The sequence below is a fragment of the Rhodanobacter sp. ANJX3 genome (genome assembly GCF_014200755.1).
Taxonomy (GTDB): Bacteria; Pseudomonadota; Gammaproteobacteria; order Xanthomonadales; family Rhodanobacteraceae; genus Rhodanobacter.
This window is the reverse complement of sequence record NZ_JACHCM010000001.1, coordinates 786,425-806,061: the sequence shown is the minus strand read 5'-3', so window position 1 is coordinate 806,061 and position 19,637 is coordinate 786,425. Positions and strand designations below refer to the sequence as shown.

General features: G+C 60.4%; 25 protein-coding genes and 2 tRNA genes. 14 read left to right on the top strand and 13 right to left on the bottom strand.

The annotated features are described in order from the left end of the window. Nucleotides 1-120: 120 nt before the first annotated feature. The 12 genes from HDE76_RS03435 to HDE76_RS03380 all read right to left on the bottom strand — a co-directional run bounded on the left by HDE76_RS03435 (nucleotide 121) and on the right by HDE76_RS03380 (nucleotide 6,822). Nucleotides 121-282 carry a hypothetical protein gene (locus tag HDE76_RS03435; protein WP_184505393.1) on the bottom strand — a complete coding sequence of 54 codons (162 nt, stop codon included), beginning with the start codon at nucleotides 280-282 and terminating at the stop codon, nucleotides 121-123. After that, on the bottom strand, nucleotides 279-632 hold the full coding sequence (locus HDE76_RS03430) for a helix-turn-helix domain-containing protein (RefSeq protein ID WP_184505390.1): 354 nt from the start codon (nucleotides 630-632) through the stop codon (nucleotides 279-281). The genes HDE76_RS03435 and HDE76_RS03430 overlap by 4 nt, the downstream gene beginning before the upstream one ends. Then, nucleotides 632-1,024, bottom strand: a complete 393-nt coding sequence (locus HDE76_RS03425) for an N-acetylmuramoyl-L-alanine amidase (RefSeq protein ID WP_184505388.1) — start codon at nucleotides 1,022-1,024, stop codon at nucleotides 632-634. The genes HDE76_RS03430 and HDE76_RS03425 overlap by 1 nt, the downstream gene beginning before the upstream one ends. Further along, nucleotides 1,021-1,467: a RusA family crossover junction endodeoxyribonuclease gene (locus HDE76_RS03420; RefSeq protein WP_221262263.1), complete on the bottom strand. Its 447-nt coding sequence runs from the start codon at nucleotides 1,465-1,467 to the stop codon at nucleotides 1,021-1,023. Before HDE76_RS03420 ends, HDE76_RS03425 begins: the two co-directional genes overlap by 4 nt. Then, nucleotides 1,445-2,110 (bottom strand): hypothetical protein, encoded by a 666-nt coding sequence (locus HDE76_RS03415; protein WP_184505384.1) that lies wholly within the window; start codon nucleotides 2,108-2,110, stop codon nucleotides 1,445-1,447. The genes HDE76_RS03420 and HDE76_RS03415 overlap by 23 nt, the downstream gene beginning before the upstream one ends. Nucleotides 2,111-2,256: 146 nt before the next feature. After that, the gene (locus HDE76_RS03410; protein WP_184505382.1) at nucleotides 2,257-2,781 is read right to left on the bottom strand and encodes a hypothetical protein; all 525 of its coding nucleotides are present in this window, start codon (nucleotides 2,779-2,781) and stop codon (nucleotides 2,257-2,259) included. After that, complete coding sequence (locus HDE76_RS03405) at nucleotides 2,778-3,065, bottom strand: hypothetical protein (RefSeq protein WP_184505380.1); 288 nt, start codon at nucleotides 3,063-3,065, stop codon at nucleotides 2,778-2,780. Before HDE76_RS03405 ends, HDE76_RS03410 begins: the two co-directional genes overlap by 4 nt. Then, nucleotides 3,062-3,298 (bottom strand): hypothetical protein, encoded by a 237-nt coding sequence (locus tag HDE76_RS03400; protein WP_184505378.1) that lies wholly within the window; start codon nucleotides 3,296-3,298, stop codon nucleotides 3,062-3,064. The genes HDE76_RS03405 and HDE76_RS03400 overlap by 4 nt, the downstream gene beginning before the upstream one ends. After that, nucleotides 3,291-3,446 carry a hypothetical protein gene (locus tag HDE76_RS03395; RefSeq protein WP_184505376.1) on the bottom strand — a complete coding sequence of 52 codons (156 nt, stop codon included), beginning with the start codon at nucleotides 3,444-3,446 and terminating at the stop codon, nucleotides 3,291-3,293. Before HDE76_RS03395 ends, HDE76_RS03400 begins: the two co-directional genes overlap by 8 nt. 4 nt (nucleotides 3,447-3,450) lie before the next feature. Continuing rightward, nucleotides 3,451-3,591 carry a hypothetical protein gene (locus HDE76_RS03390; protein ID WP_184505374.1) on the bottom strand — a complete coding sequence of 47 codons (141 nt, stop codon included), beginning with the start codon at nucleotides 3,589-3,591 and terminating at the stop codon, nucleotides 3,451-3,453. Nucleotides 3,592-3,624: 33 nt separating this feature from the next. Further along, nucleotides 3,625-6,045: a DNA-directed RNA polymerase gene (locus HDE76_RS03385; RefSeq protein ID WP_184505372.1), complete on the bottom strand. Its 2,421-nt coding sequence runs from the start codon at nucleotides 6,043-6,045 to the stop codon at nucleotides 3,625-3,627. 69 nt (nucleotides 6,046-6,114) lie between these two features. Continuing rightward, entirely contained in the window at nucleotides 6,115-6,822 is a 708-nt protein-coding gene (locus HDE76_RS03380) for a phage antirepressor KilAC domain-containing protein (protein ID WP_184505370.1), read from the bottom strand. Between the two features lie 409 nt (nucleotides 6,823-7,231). On the opposite strand from HDE76_RS03380, the gene tig reads away from it, so the two are divergent. The 8 genes from tig (at nucleotide 7,232) to HDE76_RS03340 (ending at nucleotide 16,162) form a co-directional block, all read left to right on the top strand. Then, complete coding sequence (gene tig, locus HDE76_RS03375; protein WP_179476901.1) at nucleotides 7,232-8,524, top strand: trigger factor; 1,293 nt, start codon at nucleotides 7,232-7,234, stop codon at nucleotides 8,522-8,524. A 41-nt stretch (nucleotides 8,525-8,565) separates the two neighbouring features. Next, on the top strand, nucleotides 8,566-9,189 hold the full coding sequence (clpP, locus tag HDE76_RS03370; RefSeq protein WP_304624554.1) for an ATP-dependent Clp endopeptidase proteolytic subunit ClpP: 624 nt from the start codon (nucleotides 8,566-8,568) through the stop codon (nucleotides 9,187-9,189). A gap of 109 nt (nucleotides 9,190-9,298) precedes the next feature. Beyond that, entirely contained in the window at nucleotides 9,299-10,591 is a 1,293-nt protein-coding gene (clpX, locus tag HDE76_RS03365) for an ATP-dependent Clp protease ATP-binding subunit ClpX (protein WP_179476899.1), read from the top strand. Between the two features lie 183 nt (nucleotides 10,592-10,774). Beyond that, entirely contained in the window at nucleotides 10,775-13,252 is a 2,478-nt protein-coding gene (gene lon / locus HDE76_RS03360) for an endopeptidase La (protein WP_179476898.1), read from the top strand. A 374-nt stretch (nucleotides 13,253-13,626) separates the two neighbouring features. Then, nucleotides 13,627-13,899 (top strand): HU family DNA-binding protein, encoded by a 273-nt coding sequence (locus HDE76_RS03355; RefSeq protein ID WP_179476897.1) that lies wholly within the window; start codon nucleotides 13,627-13,629, stop codon nucleotides 13,897-13,899. Between the two features lie 16 nt (nucleotides 13,900-13,915). After that, a tRNA-Val gene (locus tag HDE76_RS03350) sits at nucleotides 13,916-13,990 on the top strand. Nucleotides 13,991-13,999: 9 nt separating this feature from the next. Continuing rightward, nucleotides 14,000-14,076, top strand: a tRNA-Asp gene (locus tag HDE76_RS03345). Nucleotides 14,077-14,230: 154 nt separating this feature from the next. Next, nucleotides 14,231-16,162: a SurA N-terminal domain-containing protein gene (locus HDE76_RS03340; RefSeq protein WP_184505368.1), complete on the top strand. Its 1,932-nt coding sequence runs from the start codon at nucleotides 14,231-14,233 to the stop codon at nucleotides 16,160-16,162. A gap of 85 nt (nucleotides 16,163-16,247) precedes the next feature. Here HDE76_RS03340 and HDE76_RS03335 read toward each other — a convergent pair whose 3' ends face one another. Continuing rightward, nucleotides 16,248-16,991, bottom strand: a complete 744-nt coding sequence (locus HDE76_RS03335) for a hypothetical protein (RefSeq protein WP_343205637.1) — start codon at nucleotides 16,989-16,991, stop codon at nucleotides 16,248-16,250. Between the two features lie 392 nt (nucleotides 16,992-17,383). On the opposite strand from HDE76_RS03335, the gene HDE76_RS03330 reads away from it, so the two are divergent. From HDE76_RS03330 to HDE76_RS03305, 6 genes are all read left to right on the top strand, one after another. After that, nucleotides 17,384-17,719 carry an FAD-binding monooxygenase gene (locus HDE76_RS03330; protein ID WP_179476895.1) on the top strand — a complete coding sequence of 112 codons (336 nt, stop codon included), beginning with the start codon at nucleotides 17,384-17,386 and terminating at the stop codon, nucleotides 17,717-17,719. A 140-nt stretch (nucleotides 17,720-17,859) separates the two neighbouring features. Beyond that, nucleotides 17,860-18,174: a RebB family R body protein gene (locus HDE76_RS03325; protein WP_166946612.1), complete on the top strand. Its 315-nt coding sequence runs from the start codon at nucleotides 17,860-17,862 to the stop codon at nucleotides 18,172-18,174. 62 nt (nucleotides 18,175-18,236) lie between these two features. Next, on the top strand, nucleotides 18,237-18,710 hold the full coding sequence (locus HDE76_RS03320; protein ID WP_343205636.1) for a hypothetical protein: 474 nt from the start codon (nucleotides 18,237-18,239) through the stop codon (nucleotides 18,708-18,710). Nucleotides 18,711-18,775: 65 nt separating this feature from the next. Further along, on the top strand, nucleotides 18,776-19,123 hold the full coding sequence (locus HDE76_RS03315) for a hypothetical protein (protein WP_184505364.1): 348 nt from the start codon (nucleotides 18,776-18,778) through the stop codon (nucleotides 19,121-19,123). Next, a complete protein-coding gene (locus tag HDE76_RS03310; protein WP_184505363.1) occupies nucleotides 19,120-19,434 on the top strand; it encodes a hypothetical protein in 315 nt (104 codons plus the stop codon). The genes HDE76_RS03315 and HDE76_RS03310 overlap by 4 nt, the downstream gene beginning before the upstream one ends. Beyond that, complete coding sequence (locus tag HDE76_RS03305) at nucleotides 19,431-19,634, top strand: Ras family protein (protein ID WP_179476891.1); 204 nt, start codon at nucleotides 19,431-19,433, stop codon at nucleotides 19,632-19,634. Before HDE76_RS03310 ends, HDE76_RS03305 begins: the two co-directional genes overlap by 4 nt. The last annotated feature ends 3 nt before the right edge of the window (nucleotides 19,635-19,637 follow it).

The window sequence follows — 19,637 nt, the reverse complement described above, 5'->3', positions numbered from 1 at the left end:
GTGCCGTCGCCCTGGCGGGTCTTGCCGCAGGAGAAGCAGTGCGTGTGCCCATCGGAATAGAGGGCACACGCATCAGAGGAACCGCAGTCGTCGCAAGAGCCTTTCGAGACCAGCTCGGATTCAGCGCTTTCCACGCTGGATCGACCACATGGTCTTGCGGGTCACCAGACCGACGTGGCGCTTCAGCGCCGAACCGACGAGTGCGGTTGTCTTGTTGGTGTGGTTCGCAGCGATGTAGGCACTGTGGAACGCGTTACGCATAGCGGTGGCAGTACGGGTCATGCAGATTCCTTCAGGCGGTTGATGAGTTTTTCCACAGCGCAGCGGCAGTAGCCGAGTTCGTGCATCGTTTCTTCGATGTGTTCGACGGTCAGGCGCAGACACTTCGCGCGCGGCGGATTGATGGGGCCGGCGTAGCGCTTCTGCGCTGCGCTCAGGGAGTAGCGGATGTAACGCTGACCAGTGGCGTCACGCGCCTCGGTCTTGGTGACCTCGTATCCCGCCGCAACGATCTCGTCGATGCGCGAGGCAAGGCGTCGGATGCGGTACACGCCTTCGGCTTGCCATGAGGTGATGTGCGCTTCGGCACGGAGGTGCGCGAGCACGGTCTTTGATTGCGGCGGGAGGTTCATCAGGATTCCTTGAGGAGTTCTTTCAGTGAGAGGAGGGGTGGCTCGTGGCCGAACGCCAACGGCACGCCACGCAGCTCTGAAGCGCGCCGCAGCACCTTGATCTGCTCAGGAGTGAATCGACCCTTGGTTTCCAGGGACTCGTTAAGGCCACCGATGAGGCAGACCTGGAGCGAGCTGGAGGCATGGGTGGGCGCAGCAGCACCACGCAAGCTTTCGTCGCGTCCCTTCTCCACGGTGCCGTCCCGTCGAATGACGTAGTGAACAGCGATCTCGGAGTAACCCTGGCGGCGATGTGCGCTCGCCAGTTCCGCAACGCCGATGTCGGCGGAGGGAGCGGTCATGGAACAGGTAACGAAGATGCGCTCGATGGTGTCGAGGGCTTTGATCTTCACAACGAGTAAATACTGAGGGAGGTGTGCGCTGGCTCGTCAGGTCTGACGAAGCGCTTGGTTGTAACCAGGTGGACAATCTGATTGTCGTCAGCCCAGTAGCCGCCGATCTTCGTGATGATGTCGAGGGCCGCCTTTGCGGTGTTATCGACATCCATGCGGGGGAAGAAAAGCTTGGACGTGCGGGCCTTCGTACAGACGGCCGTGGTCACAACGAGGAGCGGGAGGTTCTTGTCGAGCCAGAGGTTGCCCTGGGGGACGACCTTGAGTGCAGCGTCGATCCACTGCTTGTACGGCTTTGCGATGTAGGTGCCCCACTTGGTAACGCGGGGGCGGGATGCGGGTAGAGGTTCGAGTGGGATGACGATGGTGGCGAGATGTCCCGCCACCACTGCTTCCGGCTTCATGCCCGGTGTCAGGAACTTAGAAGTCCCCGCTGCCGCCATGATCGCCCTCGTCACTGCCCGACTCGTCGGAGTCGAACGAACCCGATGCCGGTGTGTCGTCGTCGGCCTCGTAGCCGCCTTCGTCTTCGCCGAAGCCGCAGCCTGCAGCGGTCACGCTACCGAACGTCACCAGCTCCAGCAGCTTCACGCCGACCAGCTTCGGTGACAGGTAGAACTTCTTGGCGCTCGGCACGCCGCCGCCACCCAGCTCGCAGGCAACGCGGAGAACCGAACCGCCACCGATGGTCGGCGGGTTCTTGATTTCCTTGCCCTTGCTGTCGAAGATCGTGGGCTTGCGCGTCCACGGCTTGTTCGTCTTCTTGCTGACGCCGCTCGCCTTCATCTTGAAGTTGATCGTGATGCGGCCGGTTTCTTCGCCTTCCTTGTCCAGCTCCTCGGTGAACACCGGGGCAACCTCGAACTTCTTGTGGGCCGGCTTCTCAGCCTTGAACTCCTCGAACAGTTCGTCGCGGACTTTTTCCAGCGTGGAGATGAGCTTCTGCACTTCGGGCAGGTTCGGATCGAACGCCAGTCGCGCGGTGTACTCGCCTTCGGGCTTGAACTTCGTGTCCGGGGCGTTAAGGTTCGGCCATACGGCCACACCCTTCGGGGTGTTGAGGATCGGGTACTTCTTCTGTGCCATTCAGTCTTCCGTTTCGAGGGTTGAGATTGCAGTCAACACGGCGGTGTCGATGCCGGCCGTGTGGAGATTGCGCAGGGTCGTGGGGGACAGGGAGCCGGATTCATCCAGCTCCCGGTAGGCGTCCCGGAGGAGTTCGGTGGGGGTTATCACGGGGCTTCGACGGTCAGCTCGTGGCCGACGATGAGTACGCCGAGGTTTGCTGCGACGCGGGCCGCGTGCAGGGTTGGATGGCCGGTGGAGTAGCCGTCGCGGTAAATGTTGATGAACGTGGTGAGCGTGGACTTGGTGGGGATCAGATCGAAGCCGCAGTGGCCCAGGTTCGAGGCTCGCCCATCCGGGTAGTAATCGCGCACGGTTCCGTTAACGTCAGCGATGATGGACTTCGCGCGCTGCGGGAAGACAGCGAGCACTTCGTACTTATGGCCTGCCTCGGTCTTGCCTTTCATGCCGGTCTTGAACGCAGTGCTTGGCTTTCCTTTTGCGGCCTTGACCAGCTCCAAGCGATGCTCAGCAGCAGGCTCAGGGAAGGTGCCGTTGTCCAGCTCTACGTAGTAGCAGTCGTAATTCCCCAACGACCTGACGACGCCCACCGAACCCAGCGGAGCGCCGTGGACGCTGTAGTCCTTGATGAACTTCACTCGGTCACCGACGTTGAACTTCTTGTGGCTCATGCGTATTTCCTTTTGATTTCGCCTTCGACGTACAGCGTCACGGCGGTGAAAAAGTCTTGGTTGTCGAAGCGCGCCTGAGCCTCCATGCGAGTGACGATCCCCAGCAGTTCGCGGGGGTCGATCTCGAAGACATCGGCGGTCACCTTCAGCGCGGCGGCCAGTGCGAGAACCTGGCGAGCCGGGTGAAGGTCTTGCAGGGCGTTGATGACCTCGAAGGCCCCCTGAGCCGCAGCTTCAGGGGACGAGGAGAGAACGCGATCCCGGACGGTTGACGCGAGACTCAAGAAAAGCGCGCCATCAGGCCGAGGTTCGTGTCGATGCGGGCGTAATTGACGCCGGACATCGGACGAGGCCACGAGTGGCGCAGCAGGTGGTTGTACGCGCGCCACTTGATCGCACGCTTGATCTCGCCGGTGACGGTGAGGATCAGGTTCAGATCGTTGGTGCGCGTAGCGGCGACGGCCATGCGCTGCATGCGCTTGGTGTAGAACGGGGAGACGGTGCGTGCCTTAGCCATGTTTGCGGTTCCAGAGGTTGCGGAAGGAGTTGCGGATGCGGCGCGCGGCGCGGCGGCTCAGCTCGAAAATCCAGAGGACGACGAGAGCGCCGCTAGCGAGGGCGAAGAAGGAGACGGCGATGACATCGCTCAGAGTCCAGATCAGCACCGGGTCAGCCTCCGACCAGGGCGCGGGCGGTGGCGCGGAAGTCCGCGAGGGTGCCGTGGACGGCCGGGTTGTAGACGGCCAGCACCACGCCGTAGCGGTCGGTGGCGGTGTGGGTATGCAGCATCGAGTTGTATTGAATGGTCATACGCATCCTCAAGGGTTGACTAGAGTCAAGTGATTAGGCAAAAAAGTAGAGGGACTGCTCCACGAGGGAGAGGTCGAGGTCGCCGTTCGGCGGGAGTTCGGGAAGTTCTACGGCCACTTCAGCGGGTAGCTGAGCGACCAGCTCGTTGCGGAAGTCGGTGAGGACTTCACGGGAATACTGCTCGTTGAACGCAGCTCTCAGCGAGGCCGCCAGCACGTCGGTGTCCGCCGCGTGGGTGCCGTATGAATCGTGGATCATGGCGAAGTCCACAATGCCGTTCTCAAGGGCGGTGCAGACAGTGAGCATCAGGTGGGCCGCGTCGCAGGAGTGGATGAAGTTCGGCGAGATGCCGAGGGCCTGACGACGTGAATCAAGTTTTGTTCCTTCTACGCTTGTGTTTATACGCACCGATCTGCCGGAAACATAGGTCTGGACTTGCGTTGCGAGGCTTTCGCGATACTCCTGAAGGACGGGGAAGCCGGCCGGCGTAGTCCAGCTCACAGGCATGTCGCCCTTCGCTGCAACCTTCGCCGACGCCTTCAGCCAATCCATCGCGACGCGCGCGGCGATCACGACCTGACCGATGGAATCCCACAGGACACCAGCAAGGTACGAGGCTTCCTCGTGGGCACCCTTGTCACGGTCGTTGCCCATCTTCTCCATGAGCTGACCGCGCATGCCTGCCTTGGTCACTCCATAAGGAAGGGTCATCACGGGACGCTTAACAATGTCTCTCGTGAGCTGGCCGTCCCAGCGGGCCGCCATCGGGTCGCCGCCTTCGGCTTCCTTCTTGATGCGCTCGGCGGCGACCTTCATCACCTGCGTATAGATGTCAGCGGGTTTCTCCTGGGGGATCAGGTTGGTTGCCTTGCCGCCCACGGGGTCACGCAGCATGGCGCTGAAGTTCTGCAGGCCATTGCATGAGCCGTCGAGGGCGATGGGGAGGTGTGACACGAACTCCGTGCCAGTCATTACATAGCCGGCCCACTCGAAGCAGGCGGCCAGCGCCGACCACGGGGAATCCGCTTCAGTCCAGAAGCGTTGCCCGTCGAGCGGCTGCAGGGCGGAGTCGAGAATCTGCTCCTGGTGATCCTTCACCCACTGGATGCGCTCGGCGAACGGCACCTTGTCCACGCCGAACAGGTTGGCAACGTGGATTGCCAGCCAACGCGCGCCACTGGAACCCAGCGGTTTGCCCTTGGCGAACGTCAGCAGCGCCTTCGCCGTGTCGTCGCCCTGGGGATTCAGGGTTCCCGGTACGGGATAGACGCGGCCCCGGAAGTCCAGGGAGTGCGGGAAGTAGATGGCCTCCTCGCTGGAGAAGCGGGTAGCGAGCGCGATCTTCTGCGCCGCCGAGACGCGCTGTGAGGTAGTGCGTGCGTTGAGTTCGTAAACGTCGGCGCGGGCGCGCTTCCACGCCTTGAACTCCTCGGGCTGCTCTACCTTATATCTGTCCATATCCAGCGACGGCAGTGGTGCCACTTCGATCAGGTCGCGGGAGGGCAGGCCAGCGATACCGCCGCCTGCATCCCACGCATCACGCATGACATTCAGTACCGATGTGTTGATCTTCCAGGCCGTTGCCTGGATCGCGTTGACCGACTGATAGACGGCTGGCATGTCCACGTTCCCCAGCTCGCGCAGGTAGGGCTTGTTTCGGGTACGCACCAGCGGCACCAGGCCGCCAGCGTCGGTCAGGTATCCGCCGCCCTTGGAGGACACCCAAGGTGTCGGAGGAACCAGCATGGGCATACGGATGGGGCTGAAGTGAGCTGCCGCGTCGTGCGCGTTCTCAAGGAAGTCGAGGACGTGCTGCGTGCCGCGCAGCAGGACGCGCTCCTTCGTCTTCCCGTGGGACGAGTCGTTGAACAGCATGCCGAAGCCGGTGGACTCGATGAACAGCTCGACCATCTTCATGCCGAAGTGGACGCCATCGTGGCCGGGGAACGCGAACTGCTCCAGCTCGACGCGGCGGGTTGCTGCTTCCATCACGTTGCGCGAGTGGCGCTGCGATGTGCTCTTTTTCAGGACGTTCTGGATGTGCTTGTGGAGACCGGGGGAGACCTCGCGGAATCGCGAGTAGTTGATGGAGTCCTCAATCGACGTAGCGATGGCCTCAGCGACCGTCTGCACACGGGTATCCCTGTTCGAGATAGCGTTGAGGCAGTGGCGGACGGTGATGTAGGCGAGTTCGGTAGACGGGAACTTCTCGACCCAGCGCACAGCGGTATGCTTCTTGCCGGGCTTCCCGTTGCGAGCGTCGGACACGAAGGTGTCGATGGCTACGGAGAGGGGGTTGATGCTGTCGGTGATGAGACGGCGGCCGGGGCCGGAGTCGGCTTCGTCCTGGCGTCCGCGCTCCTTCTGGTAGCGGTCGATGCCGAGGGTCAGGGATTCTTCTTCGAGGGCGAGCTGTCTGTCGCGGAGGGAAGCGGTCTGCTGCACGGTATCCATGCGGGTCTCCTAGAAACGAAAAAGGCCCCGGTGAGGGGGCCTTGAGGTGGTGAATGAGTTGTTGGTGGATCAGGCGGTGGCGCGCTTCAACCTGCGGTGCAGGTAAAGCAGTCCCTTCGCGGTGACGCGGACTTGCTGGCGGAGACCGTTGTTCCTCTCCACTATCCGGGTCACGAGATAGCCTTCGTTGAGCATCGCCTGCTTCGCCAGCCAGGGGCCGCCCATCTTGTAGAGGAGTCCTTTGGAATCCATCCAGAGACCGAGGGCCTGCCCACTCATCTCTAAGAGGTGGGCTGCTTCTGTGATCGAGTAGGTGCCCTTCAGGTCGCCGACCTTCGAGTGGAACCGCAGCGCCTCATCGGCACCTTCGAGGTTCTTCTTCAGTGCCGCGTTCTCGTCGTGCAGGTCAGCCAGCTCCCGGTAAATCTTTGATAGGTTCGACGGCAGCACGTGCCCTGGCTCGGCGACTTGCGCCATAGCGTCATAGGCATCGACTACTTGATTGTGGAAGGGAGCCGATACCCACATGGAGTAGGAGTAGACGAGGCCCTTGATGACGTAGGTGCCGCCGTATCGACCGCGCGTGGCGACCACAGGCGCTAAGTCACTAATTTGTGCCTTTAGCCGGTCGGCGATGATTTCCTTCACCTGCTTGTTGCGCAGCCAGTAGGCAGGCTTGTGGTGGTGCGCCCCGCCTGCAGCGAGGTGGATGTCGTTCAGATTGAATCTGCCCACGCTGTCCATGCGGACGGTGGTGTTACCGAGGACGATACTCATGGGGTTCTCCTGGACACATAAAGAAGCCCCGGAACCGTGTGGCTCCGAGGCTGGAAATGAAGATGGAAGGGGGACACACTGGAGACCGGGTAGTGCTCCTAAAGAGTCTTTAGGTTCTCTCTCTTGGTTCGTCTCCCCTAGGCTTGTGTTTATATCCACCTGGCACCTGCCGATGGCACCCCGAGAGGCACCGCTGGGACCTGATTGGCACCGAAAACGGCACCTGTTAAGCTAAGTGGCTGTTTATTGTTTGGATGCGTCGGCTTTAGGTTCTGGCGACTAATCATCGTGGGGGTTCGAGTCCCCCCTTTCGCACCAAACCGGGTGATTTTTCTTTTTTTTGTCGGCGGCGGTTGCTGCCAGGGTGCCTATTGCAGGCCCATAACATCAGGTTGTACCAGGAGACGTCATGCAGGTTTCGGTTGAAAACATCGGCACGCTCGAGCGCAAGCTCACGGTGAAGTTTCCCGCGGAGCGGTTCGAGACGCAGGTGACTGCACGTATTGCGGAAATGGGCCGTACGGTGCGTCTGAAGGGCTTTCGTCCGGGCAAGGTGCCTACCACGGTCATCAAGCAGCGCTTCGGCGCGCAGGTGCGTGGCGAGGTGCTTTCCGACCTGATCGGCAGCACGCTGCGTGAAGCGGTGGAGCAGGAAAAGCTGCAGCCCATCGCCAATCCCTCGATCAACACGACCGGCCAGCCGGAAGATGGCGAAATTGCCTACACCGCTACCTTCGAAATCCTGCCGGAGTTCCCGGTCATCGACGTATCGGGTCTGGAAATCACCCGCCCGGTCGCCGTGGTGACCGATGCCGACATCGACAAGATGCTCGAAACCCTGCGCCAGCAGCGCCGCAGCTTCGATGAAGTGGAGCGGGCGTCGGTGGAAGGCGATTTTGTGATGTTCGAATATTCCGCCGAGGCCGGCGAGTATCGTTTCCCAGCCGAAGGCATGGAGCGCGCGGGCAGCGTGCTGGGTTCGGGCAACCTGTTCAAGGCGCTGGACGATGCGCTGGTCGGTCACAAGGCCGACGACAGCTTCGACACCGATATCGCCTTTCCGGCCGACTTCCGCAATGAGGAGCTGGCCGGCAAGACCGCCAAGGTCAGCTTCAAGATCATCAAGGTGCAGGAGCCCAAGCTGCCCGAGATCGACGGCGAATTCGCCAAGCTTTTCGGTATCGAAGACGGCGATCTGGAAGTGTTCCGCAAGGAAGTGCGCGCCAATCTCGAGCGCGAGCTGAAGGCGGCGCTGATGGCCCGTCTGAAGTCCGAAGTGGCGGAAAAGCTCGCCAATCTGCACGGCGAGCTGGAAGTGCCCAAGCTGATGGTGCAGTCCGAGGCGCAGAACATGGCCGCGGGCAACGTGCCGCGCGGCCAGCAGCCGCCGCCGCAGTTGATCGAAGCGGCGCTGCCGATCGCGCAAAAGCGTGTGATTGCCGGGTTGTTGATGGGCGAAATCGCCCGTAAGCAGTCGCTGGTGATCGATCGCAAGCGCGTCGCCGAGCAGCTGGCAGCTATCGCGTCCACCTACGAAGAGCCCGAGAAAGTCATTGAACTCTACAACGGCGACCCCCAATTGATGTCTGGGCTGCAGAATCGTGTGATGGAAGACCAAGTCGCGGAGTGGGTGGCAGAACATGCTAAAACTACGCAGCAAGATCTGAGTTTCGATGACGTGATGCGTCCGGCTAACGCCTGAGCCTTACCAGGTCCATTCAACGGAGAGCTGCAACCATGGCTATGGACCAAATCCAGAATCTCAATTTGATACCGATGGTCGTCGAGCAGACGGCCCGCGGCGAGCGCTCCTACGACATCTATTCGCGGCTGTTGAAGGAGCGCGTGATCTTTCTGGTCGGTGAAGTCAACGACCAGGTCGCCAATCTGTTGGTCGCCCAGATGCTGTTTCTGGAATCGGAAAATCCAGACAAGGATATCCAGTTCTATATCAACAGCCCGGGCGGCGCGGTCACGGCCGGTTTGGCGATCTACGACACCATGCAATTCATCAAGCCGAACGTCAGCACGATGTGCATCGGTCAGGCGTGCAGCATGGGTTCGTTCCTGCTGATGGCGGGTGCCAAGGGCAAGCGCTATGCGTTGCCGAATTCACGCATCATGATCCACCAGCCCTCCGGCGGCGCGCAGGGGCAGGCGACCGACATCGAGATTCAGGCACGCGAGATTCTCTACATCCGCGAGCGCCTGAACCGGCTCTACGTCGAGCACACCGGCCAGCCGATCGAGAAGATCGAGCTGGACATGGAGCGCGATCGCTTCATGAACGCCGTCGACGCCAAGGCTTACGGCCTGATCGACGAAGTGCTCGGCAAACGCGCGGGCGACACGGTCAAATCGGCCTGATCCCCTCGCTGCACACGCGTGTCCCGACCAGCGTTTCGCTCCTGCATGCAGAGGCGGAACGCTGTGTTATTCTCGGGACGCACCCAGATTTACCAGCGGGATCGAAAGTATGAGTGACGATCGGCAGGGCCGTTCTAGCGATAGTGGCAAGATTCTCTATTGCTCCTTTTGTGGCAAAAGTCAGCACGAAGTACGCAAGCTGATCGCGGGTCCCTCCGTGTTCATCTGCGACGAGTGCGTGGAGCTTTGCAACGACATCATCCGCGAGGAGCTGGAGGAGAAGGCCGCATCCGGCCGCACCCAGCTGCCCAAGCCGCGTGAAATTCGAGAATCGCTCGATCAGTACGTGGTCGGCCAGACGCGCGCCAAGAAAGCGCTCGCCGTTGCCGTCTACAACCACTACAAGCGTATCGAATCGCGTCAGAAAAGCGACGACATCGAGCTTGGCAAGTCCAACATCCTGCTGATCGGTCCGACCGGCTCGGGCAAGACGCTGCTGGCGGAAACGCTGGCTCGGCTGCTCAATGTGCCGTTCACGATCGCCGACGCCACCACGCTGACCGAAGCGGGCTATGTCGGTGAGGATGTCGAGAACATCATCCAGAAGCTTCTTCAGAAGTGCGACTACGACGTCGAAAAGGCGCAGTCGGGCATCGTCTATATCGACGAAATCGACAAGATTTCGCGCAAGAGCGAAAACCCGTCGATCACCCGCGATGTGTCCGGCGAAGGCGTGCAACAGGCGCTGTTGAAGCTGATCGAGGGCACGCTGGCTTCGGTGCCGCCGCAGGGTGGCCGCAAGCATCCCCAGCAGGAGTTTCTGCAGGTCGACACGAAGAACATCCTGTTTATCTGCGGCGGCGCGTTCGCCGGGCTGGAAAAAGTCATCCAGCAGCGTTCCGAGAACACCGGCATCGGCTTCTCGGCCGAAGTGCGCAGCAAGGAGCGCACCGAAAACCTCGGCAAGACGTTGTCCGATGTGGAGCCCGCGGATCTCGTTCGCTTTGGCCTGATTCCCGAATTCGTCGGTCGTCTGCCCGTGGTGGCCACGCTCGACGAACTGGATGAGCCGGCGCTGGTCAAGATTCTCACCGAGCCCAAGAACGCCGTCACCAAGCAGTTCAAGAAGCTGTTCGAGATGGAAGAAGTGGAGTTGGAATTTCGTCCGGAGGCGCTGCAGGCGATTGCCCGCAAAGCGTTGAAGCGTAAGACCGGTGCGCGCGGTCTGCGCACCATTCTCGAGCAGGTTCTGTTGGATACGATGTACGAACTGCCGTCGCTGGAGCACGTCAGCAAGGTCGTTGTGGATGACGCGGTGATCAATGGTCAGGCCGAACCCTACTTGATCTATCGCGGCAACCTGCAGCAGCGTGTGGCAGGAGAGGGCGGCGACGCTGCCTGATTCGATCGCAACATGCTGCGTAAGTCGGCATCAACAGCGGCTCCGGTGAATTCCGGAGCCGTTTTTGCTTTACGCAACGGTGATACCTTGAGTGGGCGCTGGTTGGCCTCCACATGAGTAACAGATGCACCCGACGCCGTGTCGGGGCTAACTTATATTCGATTTCCGAGGGAACCCTCTTCGATGGCCAAGAACATCTCACCTCCCGTGCTGATTGACGCGCTGCCGGTATTGCCATTGCGAGATGTGGTGGTTTACCCGCACATGGTCATTCCGCTGTTTGTCGGACGCGACAAATCGATGCGCGCGCTCGAGCGGGCGATGGAGGGCGAGCGGCAGATTTTGCTGGTCGCTCAGAAATCCCCGGATATCGACGATCCGGAGATTTCCGACCTGCATCAGATCGGCACGCTCGCCGGCGTATTGCAGCTGTTGAAACTTCCCGACGGTACGGTCAAGGTGCTGGTCGAGGGCCAGTCGCGCGTGGCAGTCGAGGATTTTCGCGAAGAGGGCGGCATGCTGACCGCGCGTTCGCGCGTGATCGAGCCGGTCTACAACGCCAAGGAGCGCGAGCTCGACGTGGTGTCTCGTACCCTGATTTCGCTGTTCGAGCAGTTGGTCAAACAAAGCCGCAAGCTGCCGCCTGAAGTGTTGGCCAGCCTTTCCGGTATCGATGATCCGTCGCGCGTTGCCGACTCTATCGCAGCGCATCTTTCGGTGCGTATGGCCGACAAGCAGAAGGTGCTTGAAACCACCGACGTGGGCGAGCGCCTGGAGCTGCTGATCGGGCTGGTCGACGGCGAGATGGATTTGCAGCAGGTCGAAAAGCGCATCCGCGGCCGGGTCAAGTCGCAGATGGAAAAGAGCCAGCGCGAGTACTACCTCAACGAGCAGATGAAGGCGATCCAGAAGGAGCTCGGCGACAGCGAAGACGGTACCAACGAAGTCGAAGATCTGCAGAAAAAGATCGAAGCCGCCGGCATGCCGAAGGCGGTGCTGACGAAGGCCCGGCAGGAGTTCAACAAGCTCAAGCAGATGTCGCCGATGTCGGCGGAAGCTACAGTCGTGCGCAACTATCTGGACTGGCTGGTCGGCGTGCCGTGGAAAAAGCGCAGCAAGGTTCGCAAGGATCTGCAGATGGCACAGGAAGTGCTCGACGCCGATCACTTCGGTCTGGAAAAGGTCAAGGATCGCATCCTCGAATACCTCGCCGTGCAGCAGCGGGTCAGCGTGATGAAAGGCCCGATTCTCTGTCTGGTCGGCCCGCCCGGCGTGGGCAAGACCTCGCTGGGACAGTCGATCGCCAAGGCGACCAATCGCAAATTTGTGCGCATGAGCCTGGGTGGCGTGCGTGACGAAGCGGAAATTCGCGGTCATCGCCGTACCTATATCGGTTCGATGCCGGGGCGTATCGTGCAGAACCTCAACAAGGTAGGCGCAAAAAATCCGCTGTTCGTGCTGGACGAGATCGACAAGATGTCGATGGACTTCCGCGGCGATCCCTCATCGGCGCTGCTCGAAGTGCTGGATCCGGAGCAGAACCACGCGTTCAACGATCATTACCTGGAGGTCGATCTCGATCTTTCCGAAGTGATGTGGATCGCGACGGCCAACTCGCTGAACATTCCCGGTCCGTTGCTGGACCGCATGGAAGTCATCCGCATTCCCGGCTACACCGAGGATGAAAAGATCGGCATCGCGCAGAAATATCTGTTGCCCAAGCAGCTCAAGGCCAACGGGTTGAAGCTTGAAGAACTGAGCGTCAACGAGGAAGCGGTGCGCGACATCGTGCGTTATTACACGCGCGAATCGGGCGTGCGCAATCTCGAGCGCGAGATCTCCAAGATATGCCGCAAGGTGGTCAAGGAACTGACTCTTGGCGAAGTGAATAAGGCCAAGGCCGGCGTCGCTGCATCGACGAAGTCGACCAAGGCCAAAGCCAAGGCCAACGTCGGCAAGGTGAAGGTGACCTCCGACAATCTCGAGCATTATCTTGGCGTGCGCCGCTTCGACTTCGGGCGCAAGGAACTGCAGAACGAAGTGGGTCTGGTTACAGGTCTCGCATGGACTCAGGTCGGTGGCGAGTTGCTGAGCATCGAGGCATCGGTCGTTCCCGGCAAGGGTCGGCTGGTGCATACCGGCCAGCTGGGCGATGTCATGAAAGAGTCGATTCAGGCGGCGCTTTCGGTGGTGCGCGCGCGCGCCGATCAGCTCGGCATCGACCCGGATTTCCATCAGAAACTGGATATCCATATCCATGTTCCGGAAGGCGCCACGCCGAAGGACGGTCCGAGTGCGGGCATCGCGATGTGCACCGCGCTGGTGTCGGTATTGACCAAGGTGCCGGTGCGTTCCGAAGTGGCGATGACGGGTGAGATCACCCTGCGTGGTCGCGTGCTCCCGATCGGTGGCCTCAAGGAAAAGCTGCTGGCGGCGCATCGCGGCGGTATCACCACGGTGATCATTCCTGAAGACAACAAGAAGGATCTGGCGGACATGCCGGCGAACATCACCTCGTCGCTGGAGATTCATCCGGTGCGTTGGATTGACGAGGTGCTGGACATCGCGCTGGAGCGTCCGCTGCAGCCGAATCAGGCCAAGGAAGAGACGCCTACGGCCGCGGTCGGCGAGCCGCCGGAAGTGCACTCGCGCACGCACTGATCGGCGGCGTGTCGCACGTCATGGATAGGGTTGTGGCGATTTGAAGAAATGCTTCGCTGCGGCGGAGCATTTTTTTTGTGGATGACGATCATTGCAACACGATGTTCCGTCGTGACGGTTCCGCTTTTGTTTCGCAACCGATTTTGTCAAGTGTGTACAGGCCAAAAACGTTGGTGCAGCTTGTGTTGCGGAGTCTGGCAACGCACTGGTATAAAGACGTTATCGCAATCCAGGCGCTACGTGTGAGCGCAGTCATGCGGGTTGCGTAACGGCGCTTAGCAAGAGTAAGAGCAAAGATTTAACCATCCGTGTCGGCGCCTTTTCCTCCATTTCCGATAAACGCCGGCCGTAAACCGAATCAAGGGAGTTTCTCAATGAATAAAACTGATCTGATCAATGCCATCGCCGAATCCGCCGAACTGACCAAGGCCGACGCCGGCCGCGCCCTGGAGGCTTTCTTCGCCACCGTGCAGAAGTCGCTGAAAGCGGGCGAAGACGTTTCGGTGGTCGGTTTCGGCACTTTCACCGTGCGCAAGCGCGCAGCACGTACCGGCCGCAACCCGCGCACGAACGAAGCGATCAAGATCAAGGCTTCGAAAGTACCCGCTTTCAAGGCTGGCAAGACTCTCAAGGATGCCTTAAACTAAGCGGCTGCTTGGTTTCGGGTGCTTAGCTCAGCGGTAGAGCGTCGCCCTTACAAGGCGGTGGTCGTAGGTTCGATCCCTACAGCACCCACCAGAAAAATGTGGAGCGGTAGTTCAGTTGGTTAGAATGCTGGCCTGTCACGCCGGAGGTCGCGGGTTCGAGTCCCGTCCGCTCCGCCACAGTTCGCAAGGGCGCCCCTGTGGCGCCTTTGTTATTTCGGCAGTGCGCGTTTGTTGGGGTGCAGTAAACAGGTAGCGGCCGCTTGCGGCTATGTCTGTGCTACTGGTGGGTACCCGTTTGACGCGCCATCAATCACGTTGCGGGAAGATTTCGATGCTGCAGGCAATACGTAACAAGATGCATGGGTGGCCATCGGTCATTCTTCTGGGTATTTGCGTTTTGGCGATGTCGCTGTTCGGTATGGAAAGCTATTTCACCTCGCACAACGATACGTTCGTGGCCAAGGTCGGCAAGCACGAAATCACCCAGAATGATTTCCAGACGCGCGTGAACCAGCGGCGCCAGCAACTCAGCGAGCAGGAGGGCGACCAGTTCGACTCCACCGCGTTCGAAAAGCCCGAGGTCAAACAGCAGATTCTCGATGCGATGGTCGATCAGCAGCTCCTGCTGCAGGCCAACGACGACTGGGGCATGCGCGTATCCGATCAGGCGGTTCGCGATTACATCGCGACGATCCCGGCGTTTCAGCTGAACAACCAGTTCGATCCGACCACGTACCGTACCTATCTCGAAAGTCAGCGGCAGACGCCCGACAGCTTCGAAAACGAAATTCGCGCATCGTTGGCGACTCAGCTGATTCCCGATGCGGTCAACGACAGCACCATCATCACCGATGCCACCACGGATCGTTTTCTCAGTCTTATCAGCCAGCGCCGCGATCTGCGTTACTTCGTGCTGCCGCGGCCGAAGCTTGCCGATGCTCAAGTCACCGACGCCCAGATCGACGCCTACTACAAGGCGCATCAGGCCGATTACATGAATCCCGAGCAGGTTTCGGTGAAGTATCTCGAAGTCAACGGCGCCGATCTGAAGCCCGATGCGGCGCCCAGCGACGACGAACTCAAAAAGCGCTACGAAGACGAAAAGCAGCGCTTCGTGCAGCCCGAGCAGCGGCTGGTGTCGCACATCCTGATCAACGTGCCGACCAACGCCACGCCGGATCAGCAGAAGGCTGCACTGGCCAAGGCCGAGAAAATTGCGGCGCAGGCCACGCCCGGCAATTTCGCCAGCCTGGCGAAGCAGGATTCCGAGGATCTGGGTTCGAAATTGCAGGGCGGCGATCTGGGCTGGCTGCAGAAGGGCGTGACCAATGCGCCGTTCGAAGCGGCGATGTTCGCTTTGCAGAAGAATCAGATTTCCAAGCCGGTGCTTTCGCCCGACGGCTACCACATCATCTTTTTGCGCGACCTGCGCAGCGGCGAGTCCAAGCCGTTCAACGAAGTGCGCGATCAGCTGGTCAAGGAGCTTTCCACCGGCGGCAAGGATCGCAAGTACAACGAGGTGGCCGGCAAGCTTTCCGACAATACCTATCAGAACCCGTCGTCGCTTGAGCCGGCTGCCGCGGCGCTCGGCCTGCCGATCAAGACTACGGCCCTGTTCTCGCGCAAGGGCGGCAGCGATGCGCTGTCGTCCAACCCCAAGTTTGTCGCGGCCGCTTTTGGCGACGACGTGCTGGTCCAGGGCAATAACTCGGCGCTGATCGACCTGGGCAACGACCATTCGGTCGTGCTGCATATCGACAAGCTCGTGCCGGCCGCGCTGCGTCCGCTGGCCGAGGTCAAGGCCGACGTGCAGAAAAAGATTCTCGGCGAGCGCACGCTGGCCGCTGAAAAGAAGCAGGCGCAGGACATGGTCGCTGCCTTGAACAAGGGTGAAGCCATGCAGTCGGTTGCCGCGTCGGTCAACGCACCGCTGAAGACAGTGGCCGAGGCCGTTCGCAGTCAGGCGCCTCAGGCTTCTGCAACGACCACGCCCACGCCGGCGCCGCTGCTCAAGCAGGCGTTTTTGATGCCGCACCCGGCAGCCGGCAAGTCGCAGTTCGCCGCGGTGGACATGGGCGACGGCACGTTCGCACTGCTGGCGGTGGACAAGGTACAGGACGGCGATCTGTCCAAGGTTCCGACCGAAGAGCGCGATGCCTTGCGCCAGCAGATGGCCCAGGCCTACGGTGCCGAAGCGACCAGCGAATTGATCGATCAGCTGAGAGCGAAAATCAAGATCCAGATCAACAAGGCGCAAATGTAGCCAAAGCCACGCGGAAAACCTCAGCGTAGAGCGGCCAACCGCATGCGGAACTCGTGGCGAGCATCGAACGAATCGTTTGCGGGTGTCACGTCGATACCACACCACGCAACGCATGACATATCGATGCCGCCAGTTCCTCCTGCTCCCGTATACCGAACTGCACGGAGCGATCAAAATTCTGCGCCCATGTGATACGCCGAAGCGAGTAATCGACCAGTCGTATGGAGGTACGTATCCGCTCCGCGTCCACCCTCATGCTGCCCTCGATAAGCCGGCGCGGCGTGCCGGGGCCTGCGGCGTCCGATGCCGCCTCCTGGCGCACGAAAACATCACCGAATGATGAGAACAGCTGGTTGATCAGCTCTTCGTATAGTCCGTTTGCGAACGCTCTGCCTTCCGTGCGGTCCGCCAGATATCTGATCGGCTGAACCAGAAGGCGGTCGTCCTGCGCCACCGACTGCTCCGGCCGCACGATACGGCGGAACACCGGCGTCAGACGTCCCAACGGGATACTGATCTCGACATCGCCCGATACCGCGTGTTCGGTGTAGTAGCCGGCCAGGCGGTGACGGAGTCGGCCCACCTGCACCCTGATGGCTGGATCCTCTGAGATGAAATCTTCCGGCCGCCGATCGAATACCTCGATGCCGATGGTGTACTCGCTGACATTGCCCGAACAACCTTCCAGCGCCTGATCCACGAGGTATCGGAAAAGGCGACGCATGCGATGTGCCTTCAGGAAGGTTTCACTGGCCAGCACCGACTCGTAAGCGACTCGTATCTCTCCCTTGGCTACATCCTCACTGACTTCGTTGTCATTCTTCACCACATTCCCCCCTCCTTGAAATCCCACTCCGTCCTAGATGGCGCGCGCCCGGCCCAGTGGCGTGCTGTGGGGGCGTACGGGTCAGATGGAAGGATGTCCGATACGCGTCGACCTGCCCCTTGGACCTCCGCCCTCTCGTCCGGGCGCGAATGCCGGCGTCAAGAAAACGGCATCAGCCGAATTGCCGACGGCTAGGAGTGTATGGCGCATGGATGGAGTCGACTGGGTCTGCGTCTCCGACGATAACTCCAGAGCCGCTGCAGTCAGGCATTGTTACCGCAACACGGCATCCGCGGTTACGGTAACGATACTTGTATCCGGTACCTGCGCTCATAAGATCACTCCATCGAAACGGGCGAACGACAACACGTCGCCCTTTAATCCATGGGGGACACATGGCTGGCCAACTTCCGGATGACATAGTCCAGGCAATCGCGATATCCAACGCGAAATCGATCGGCGAGCAACCAGCCATCCTGGCGAACCTGGCACTCGCCCAGCAGATCTTCAACCAGAACATGCAGCAGCAGATCAGTCTGAGCCAGCAGCAGGCGATGAACCAAGTGCAGATGGCCGCCACGGCCAAATGCGTGGCGATAATCGACAACGCCGGCTGCAAGAACCAGTCCTCCATCGACCAGATGGGCAAGGACATAGAGAAGATTGTCAAGGACATGGAGCGGCTCATCAAGAACAAGGAGCAGGGGCGCCAGTCCCAGGACGACACATGACGGGTGTTCGTGGATCGCGCCACCCGCATAGCGAATTCATGCGCATTCATCGCAAGTGAATGCGGTGGATGCCTCCGTCAGGAGGCTCTCATCAGGCAAGTCGGATACATCAACCATCACCTTCTAACAGGAGAATTCGTATGGCAACCCTTCCCGAAGACGTCGTGAGCGCAGTTGCAATCGGCAATCTGAAGTCCATCTCCGAACAGCCCGCGATGCTGTCCAACCTGGCCTACTCCAATACCGTGGCCAGCACCAACCTGTCGCAGCAGAACGCCGTGGCCAACCAGCAGGCCATGAATGAGCTCGGTATCTCCATCGTGGCCAAGGCCTCCAACACGATCAGCAACCTCGGCCCCCTGGAAGCCCGTTCGGCCGTCGACATCCTGACCAACAACGAGCTGGCACAGACCATCGCCGACTTGAAGGCAACGCTGCAGGCGTTCCCCAAGTAAGTCGATAGCACTGCCGTTAATCAGGAGGACGGATCATGTTACATGAACAGATAGTCAGTGCGGTGGCGACGGGCAACCTCAAGGCGATCTCGGAGCAGCCGGCCTTGTTGTCCAACCTGGCCTACTCGAACGTGGTATCCACCACCAACCTGGGCCAGCAGAACGCTGTGGCCAACCAGCAGGCCGGTAACCAGATCAGCACACCGATCGTGGCGAAAGCGGTCAACACGGTGTCCGATCTCGGCCCGATGGACAGTCGTTCCGCGTTGGATGTGCTCACCAACAACGAGCTTGCCCAGACGATCGCCGATCTCAAGGCCTCCGTCGAAGCCTTCGCCGCTCCGCATAAGGGCGCAAAGCACCTGCGGCTTCGTGATCTCGATCTGGCGATCAACGATCAGGGACAGCTGGTGGTTGTCGTGCCCGATGGCCGGGCACTTGAGGTCTTCATCCCAGGGAAGTTCACCAAGGATGATGTGGAAGTGGCCGTCGATACTGGTCGCGGCATCGTCCTCAGGGTGAAGCGTTCGCGGTAATCGCCTTGCGGCAATGACTCCGGGATGGCCGTGCGGCCATCCCGGCTTTTCAGAGGGTCGTAAACATGGAAACGATAGACGTAAGCATATCCATCGAAGAGGCCGACGGCAGCGCCGGCCCCAAGGGAGCGGTTTCCGTGGCCGGCGCGACCATTGCCGAACTTCCTGGCGCCCTGAGCGATCTGGCCTTTTCCAACCAGGTCGGCAGCACTGGCATGGCGGCGCGGTCGCAGGTCGCCAACCAGGATGCTATGTACCGGTTGCGGCAGATGATTCTCGCCGACGCGGTAAACGCCGTACAGACAACGTCACCCACGACGGCACGATCCGCCGTCACCGTGTTCACGTCCAATGAACTGGCACGCGAGATCGCCGGGCTCAAGGCATCCATCGAGGCGTTCGCATCGCCATGACGAACGAAACGCCCATGGAGGATTACAACCGGATGCTCATCGAGCAGATCACCTCGCGCGCGCAACAGGGCTTCAAGGCAAACCTCGTCGTGCCGCACTACGCGGTGGTGCACACCGGCGAGGACAGGATTCTCACCATCGTGCCCGCCAGTTCGCTATCGGAAGACCAGCCCCCGGCCTTTGGTCCCCGCCCATTCGCGGATTGCATCCAGTACGTCAACCGGCAGCTCGTCGTCGATCCGGGAAAGCCGAGGCATCCACTCCTGGAGTCGAATGACGACACCACCCATTCTGCGAGGACAAGGCGATGAACGAGAAGGAATCGATCTCGCAACTCAGCGAGGCCGTGGAACGAATCGCCGAGTCGATGACGAAGGTTGCGACGAACATCGCATTGCTCGGCGTCGAAGGCGACGCAGATGAGCAGATGCGCATCATCACGGAAGAGAACAACAAGGTGCTCGATCGCATCCGCAAGCTCTACAACCTTCCACCCGCACCGGGCCGCTGAGCC

Bases quoted from the DNA above. Each gene is read 5' to 3' on its own strand.
- HDE76_RS03435 (WP_184505393.1), bottom strand. From the start codon at position 282: ATGACCCGTACTGCCACCGCTATGCGTAACGCGTTCCACAGTGCCTAC.
- HDE76_RS03430 (WP_184505390.1), bottom strand. From the start codon at position 632: ATGAACCTCCCGCCGCAATCAAAGACCGTGCTCGCGCACCTCCGTGCC.
- HDE76_RS03420 (WP_221262263.1), bottom strand. From the start codon at position 1,467: ATGGCGGCAGCGGGGACTTCTAAGTTCCTGACACCGGGCATGAAGCCG.
- HDE76_RS03415 (WP_184505384.1), bottom strand. From the start codon at position 2,110: ATGGCACAGAAGAAGTACCCGATCCTCAACACCCCGAAGGGTGTGGCC.
- HDE76_RS03410 (WP_184505382.1), bottom strand. From the start codon at position 2,781: ATGAGCCACAAGAAGTTCAACGTCGGTGACCGAGTGAAGTTCATCAAG.
- HDE76_RS03400 (WP_184505378.1), bottom strand. From the start codon at position 3,298: ATGGCTAAGGCACGCACCGTCTCCCCGTTCTACACCAAGCGCATGCAG.
- HDE76_RS03390 (WP_184505374.1), bottom strand. From the start codon at position 3,591: ATGACCATTCAATACAACTCGATGCTGCATACCCACACCGCCACCGAC.
- HDE76_RS03385 (WP_184505372.1), bottom strand. From the start codon at position 6,045: ATGGATACCGTGCAGCAGACCGCTTCCCTCCGCGACAGACAGCTCGCC.
- HDE76_RS03380 (WP_184505370.1), bottom strand. From the start codon at position 6,822: ATGAGTATCGTCCTCGGTAACACCACCGTCCGCATGGACAGCGTGGGC.
- tig (WP_179476901.1), top strand. From the start codon at position 7,232: ATGCAGGTTTCGGTTGAAAACATCGGCACGCTCGAGCGCAAGCTCACG.
- clpP (WP_304624554.1), top strand. From the start codon at position 8,566: ATGGACCAAATCCAGAATCTCAATTTGATACCGATGGTCGTCGAGCAG.
- clpX (WP_179476899.1), top strand. From the start codon at position 9,299: ATGAGTGACGATCGGCAGGGCCGTTCTAGCGATAGTGGCAAGATTCTC.
- lon (WP_179476898.1), top strand. From the start codon at position 10,775: ATGGCCAAGAACATCTCACCTCCCGTGCTGATTGACGCGCTGCCGGTA.
- HDE76_RS03355 (WP_179476897.1), top strand. From the start codon at position 13,627: ATGAATAAAACTGATCTGATCAATGCCATCGCCGAATCCGCCGAACTG.
- HDE76_RS03340 (WP_184505368.1), top strand. From the start codon at position 14,231: ATGCTGCAGGCAATACGTAACAAGATGCATGGGTGGCCATCGGTCATT.
- HDE76_RS03330 (WP_179476895.1), top strand. From the start codon at position 17,384: ATGGCTGGCCAACTTCCGGATGACATAGTCCAGGCAATCGCGATATCC.
- HDE76_RS03325 (WP_166946612.1), top strand. From the start codon at position 17,860: ATGGCAACCCTTCCCGAAGACGTCGTGAGCGCAGTTGCAATCGGCAAT.
- HDE76_RS03315 (WP_184505364.1), top strand. From the start codon at position 18,776: ATGGAAACGATAGACGTAAGCATATCCATCGAAGAGGCCGACGGCAGC.
- HDE76_RS03310 (WP_184505363.1), top strand. From the start codon at position 19,120: ATGACGAACGAAACGCCCATGGAGGATTACAACCGGATGCTCATCGAG.
- HDE76_RS03305 (WP_179476891.1), top strand. From the start codon at position 19,431: ATGAACGAGAAGGAATCGATCTCGCAACTCAGCGAGGCCGTGGAACGA.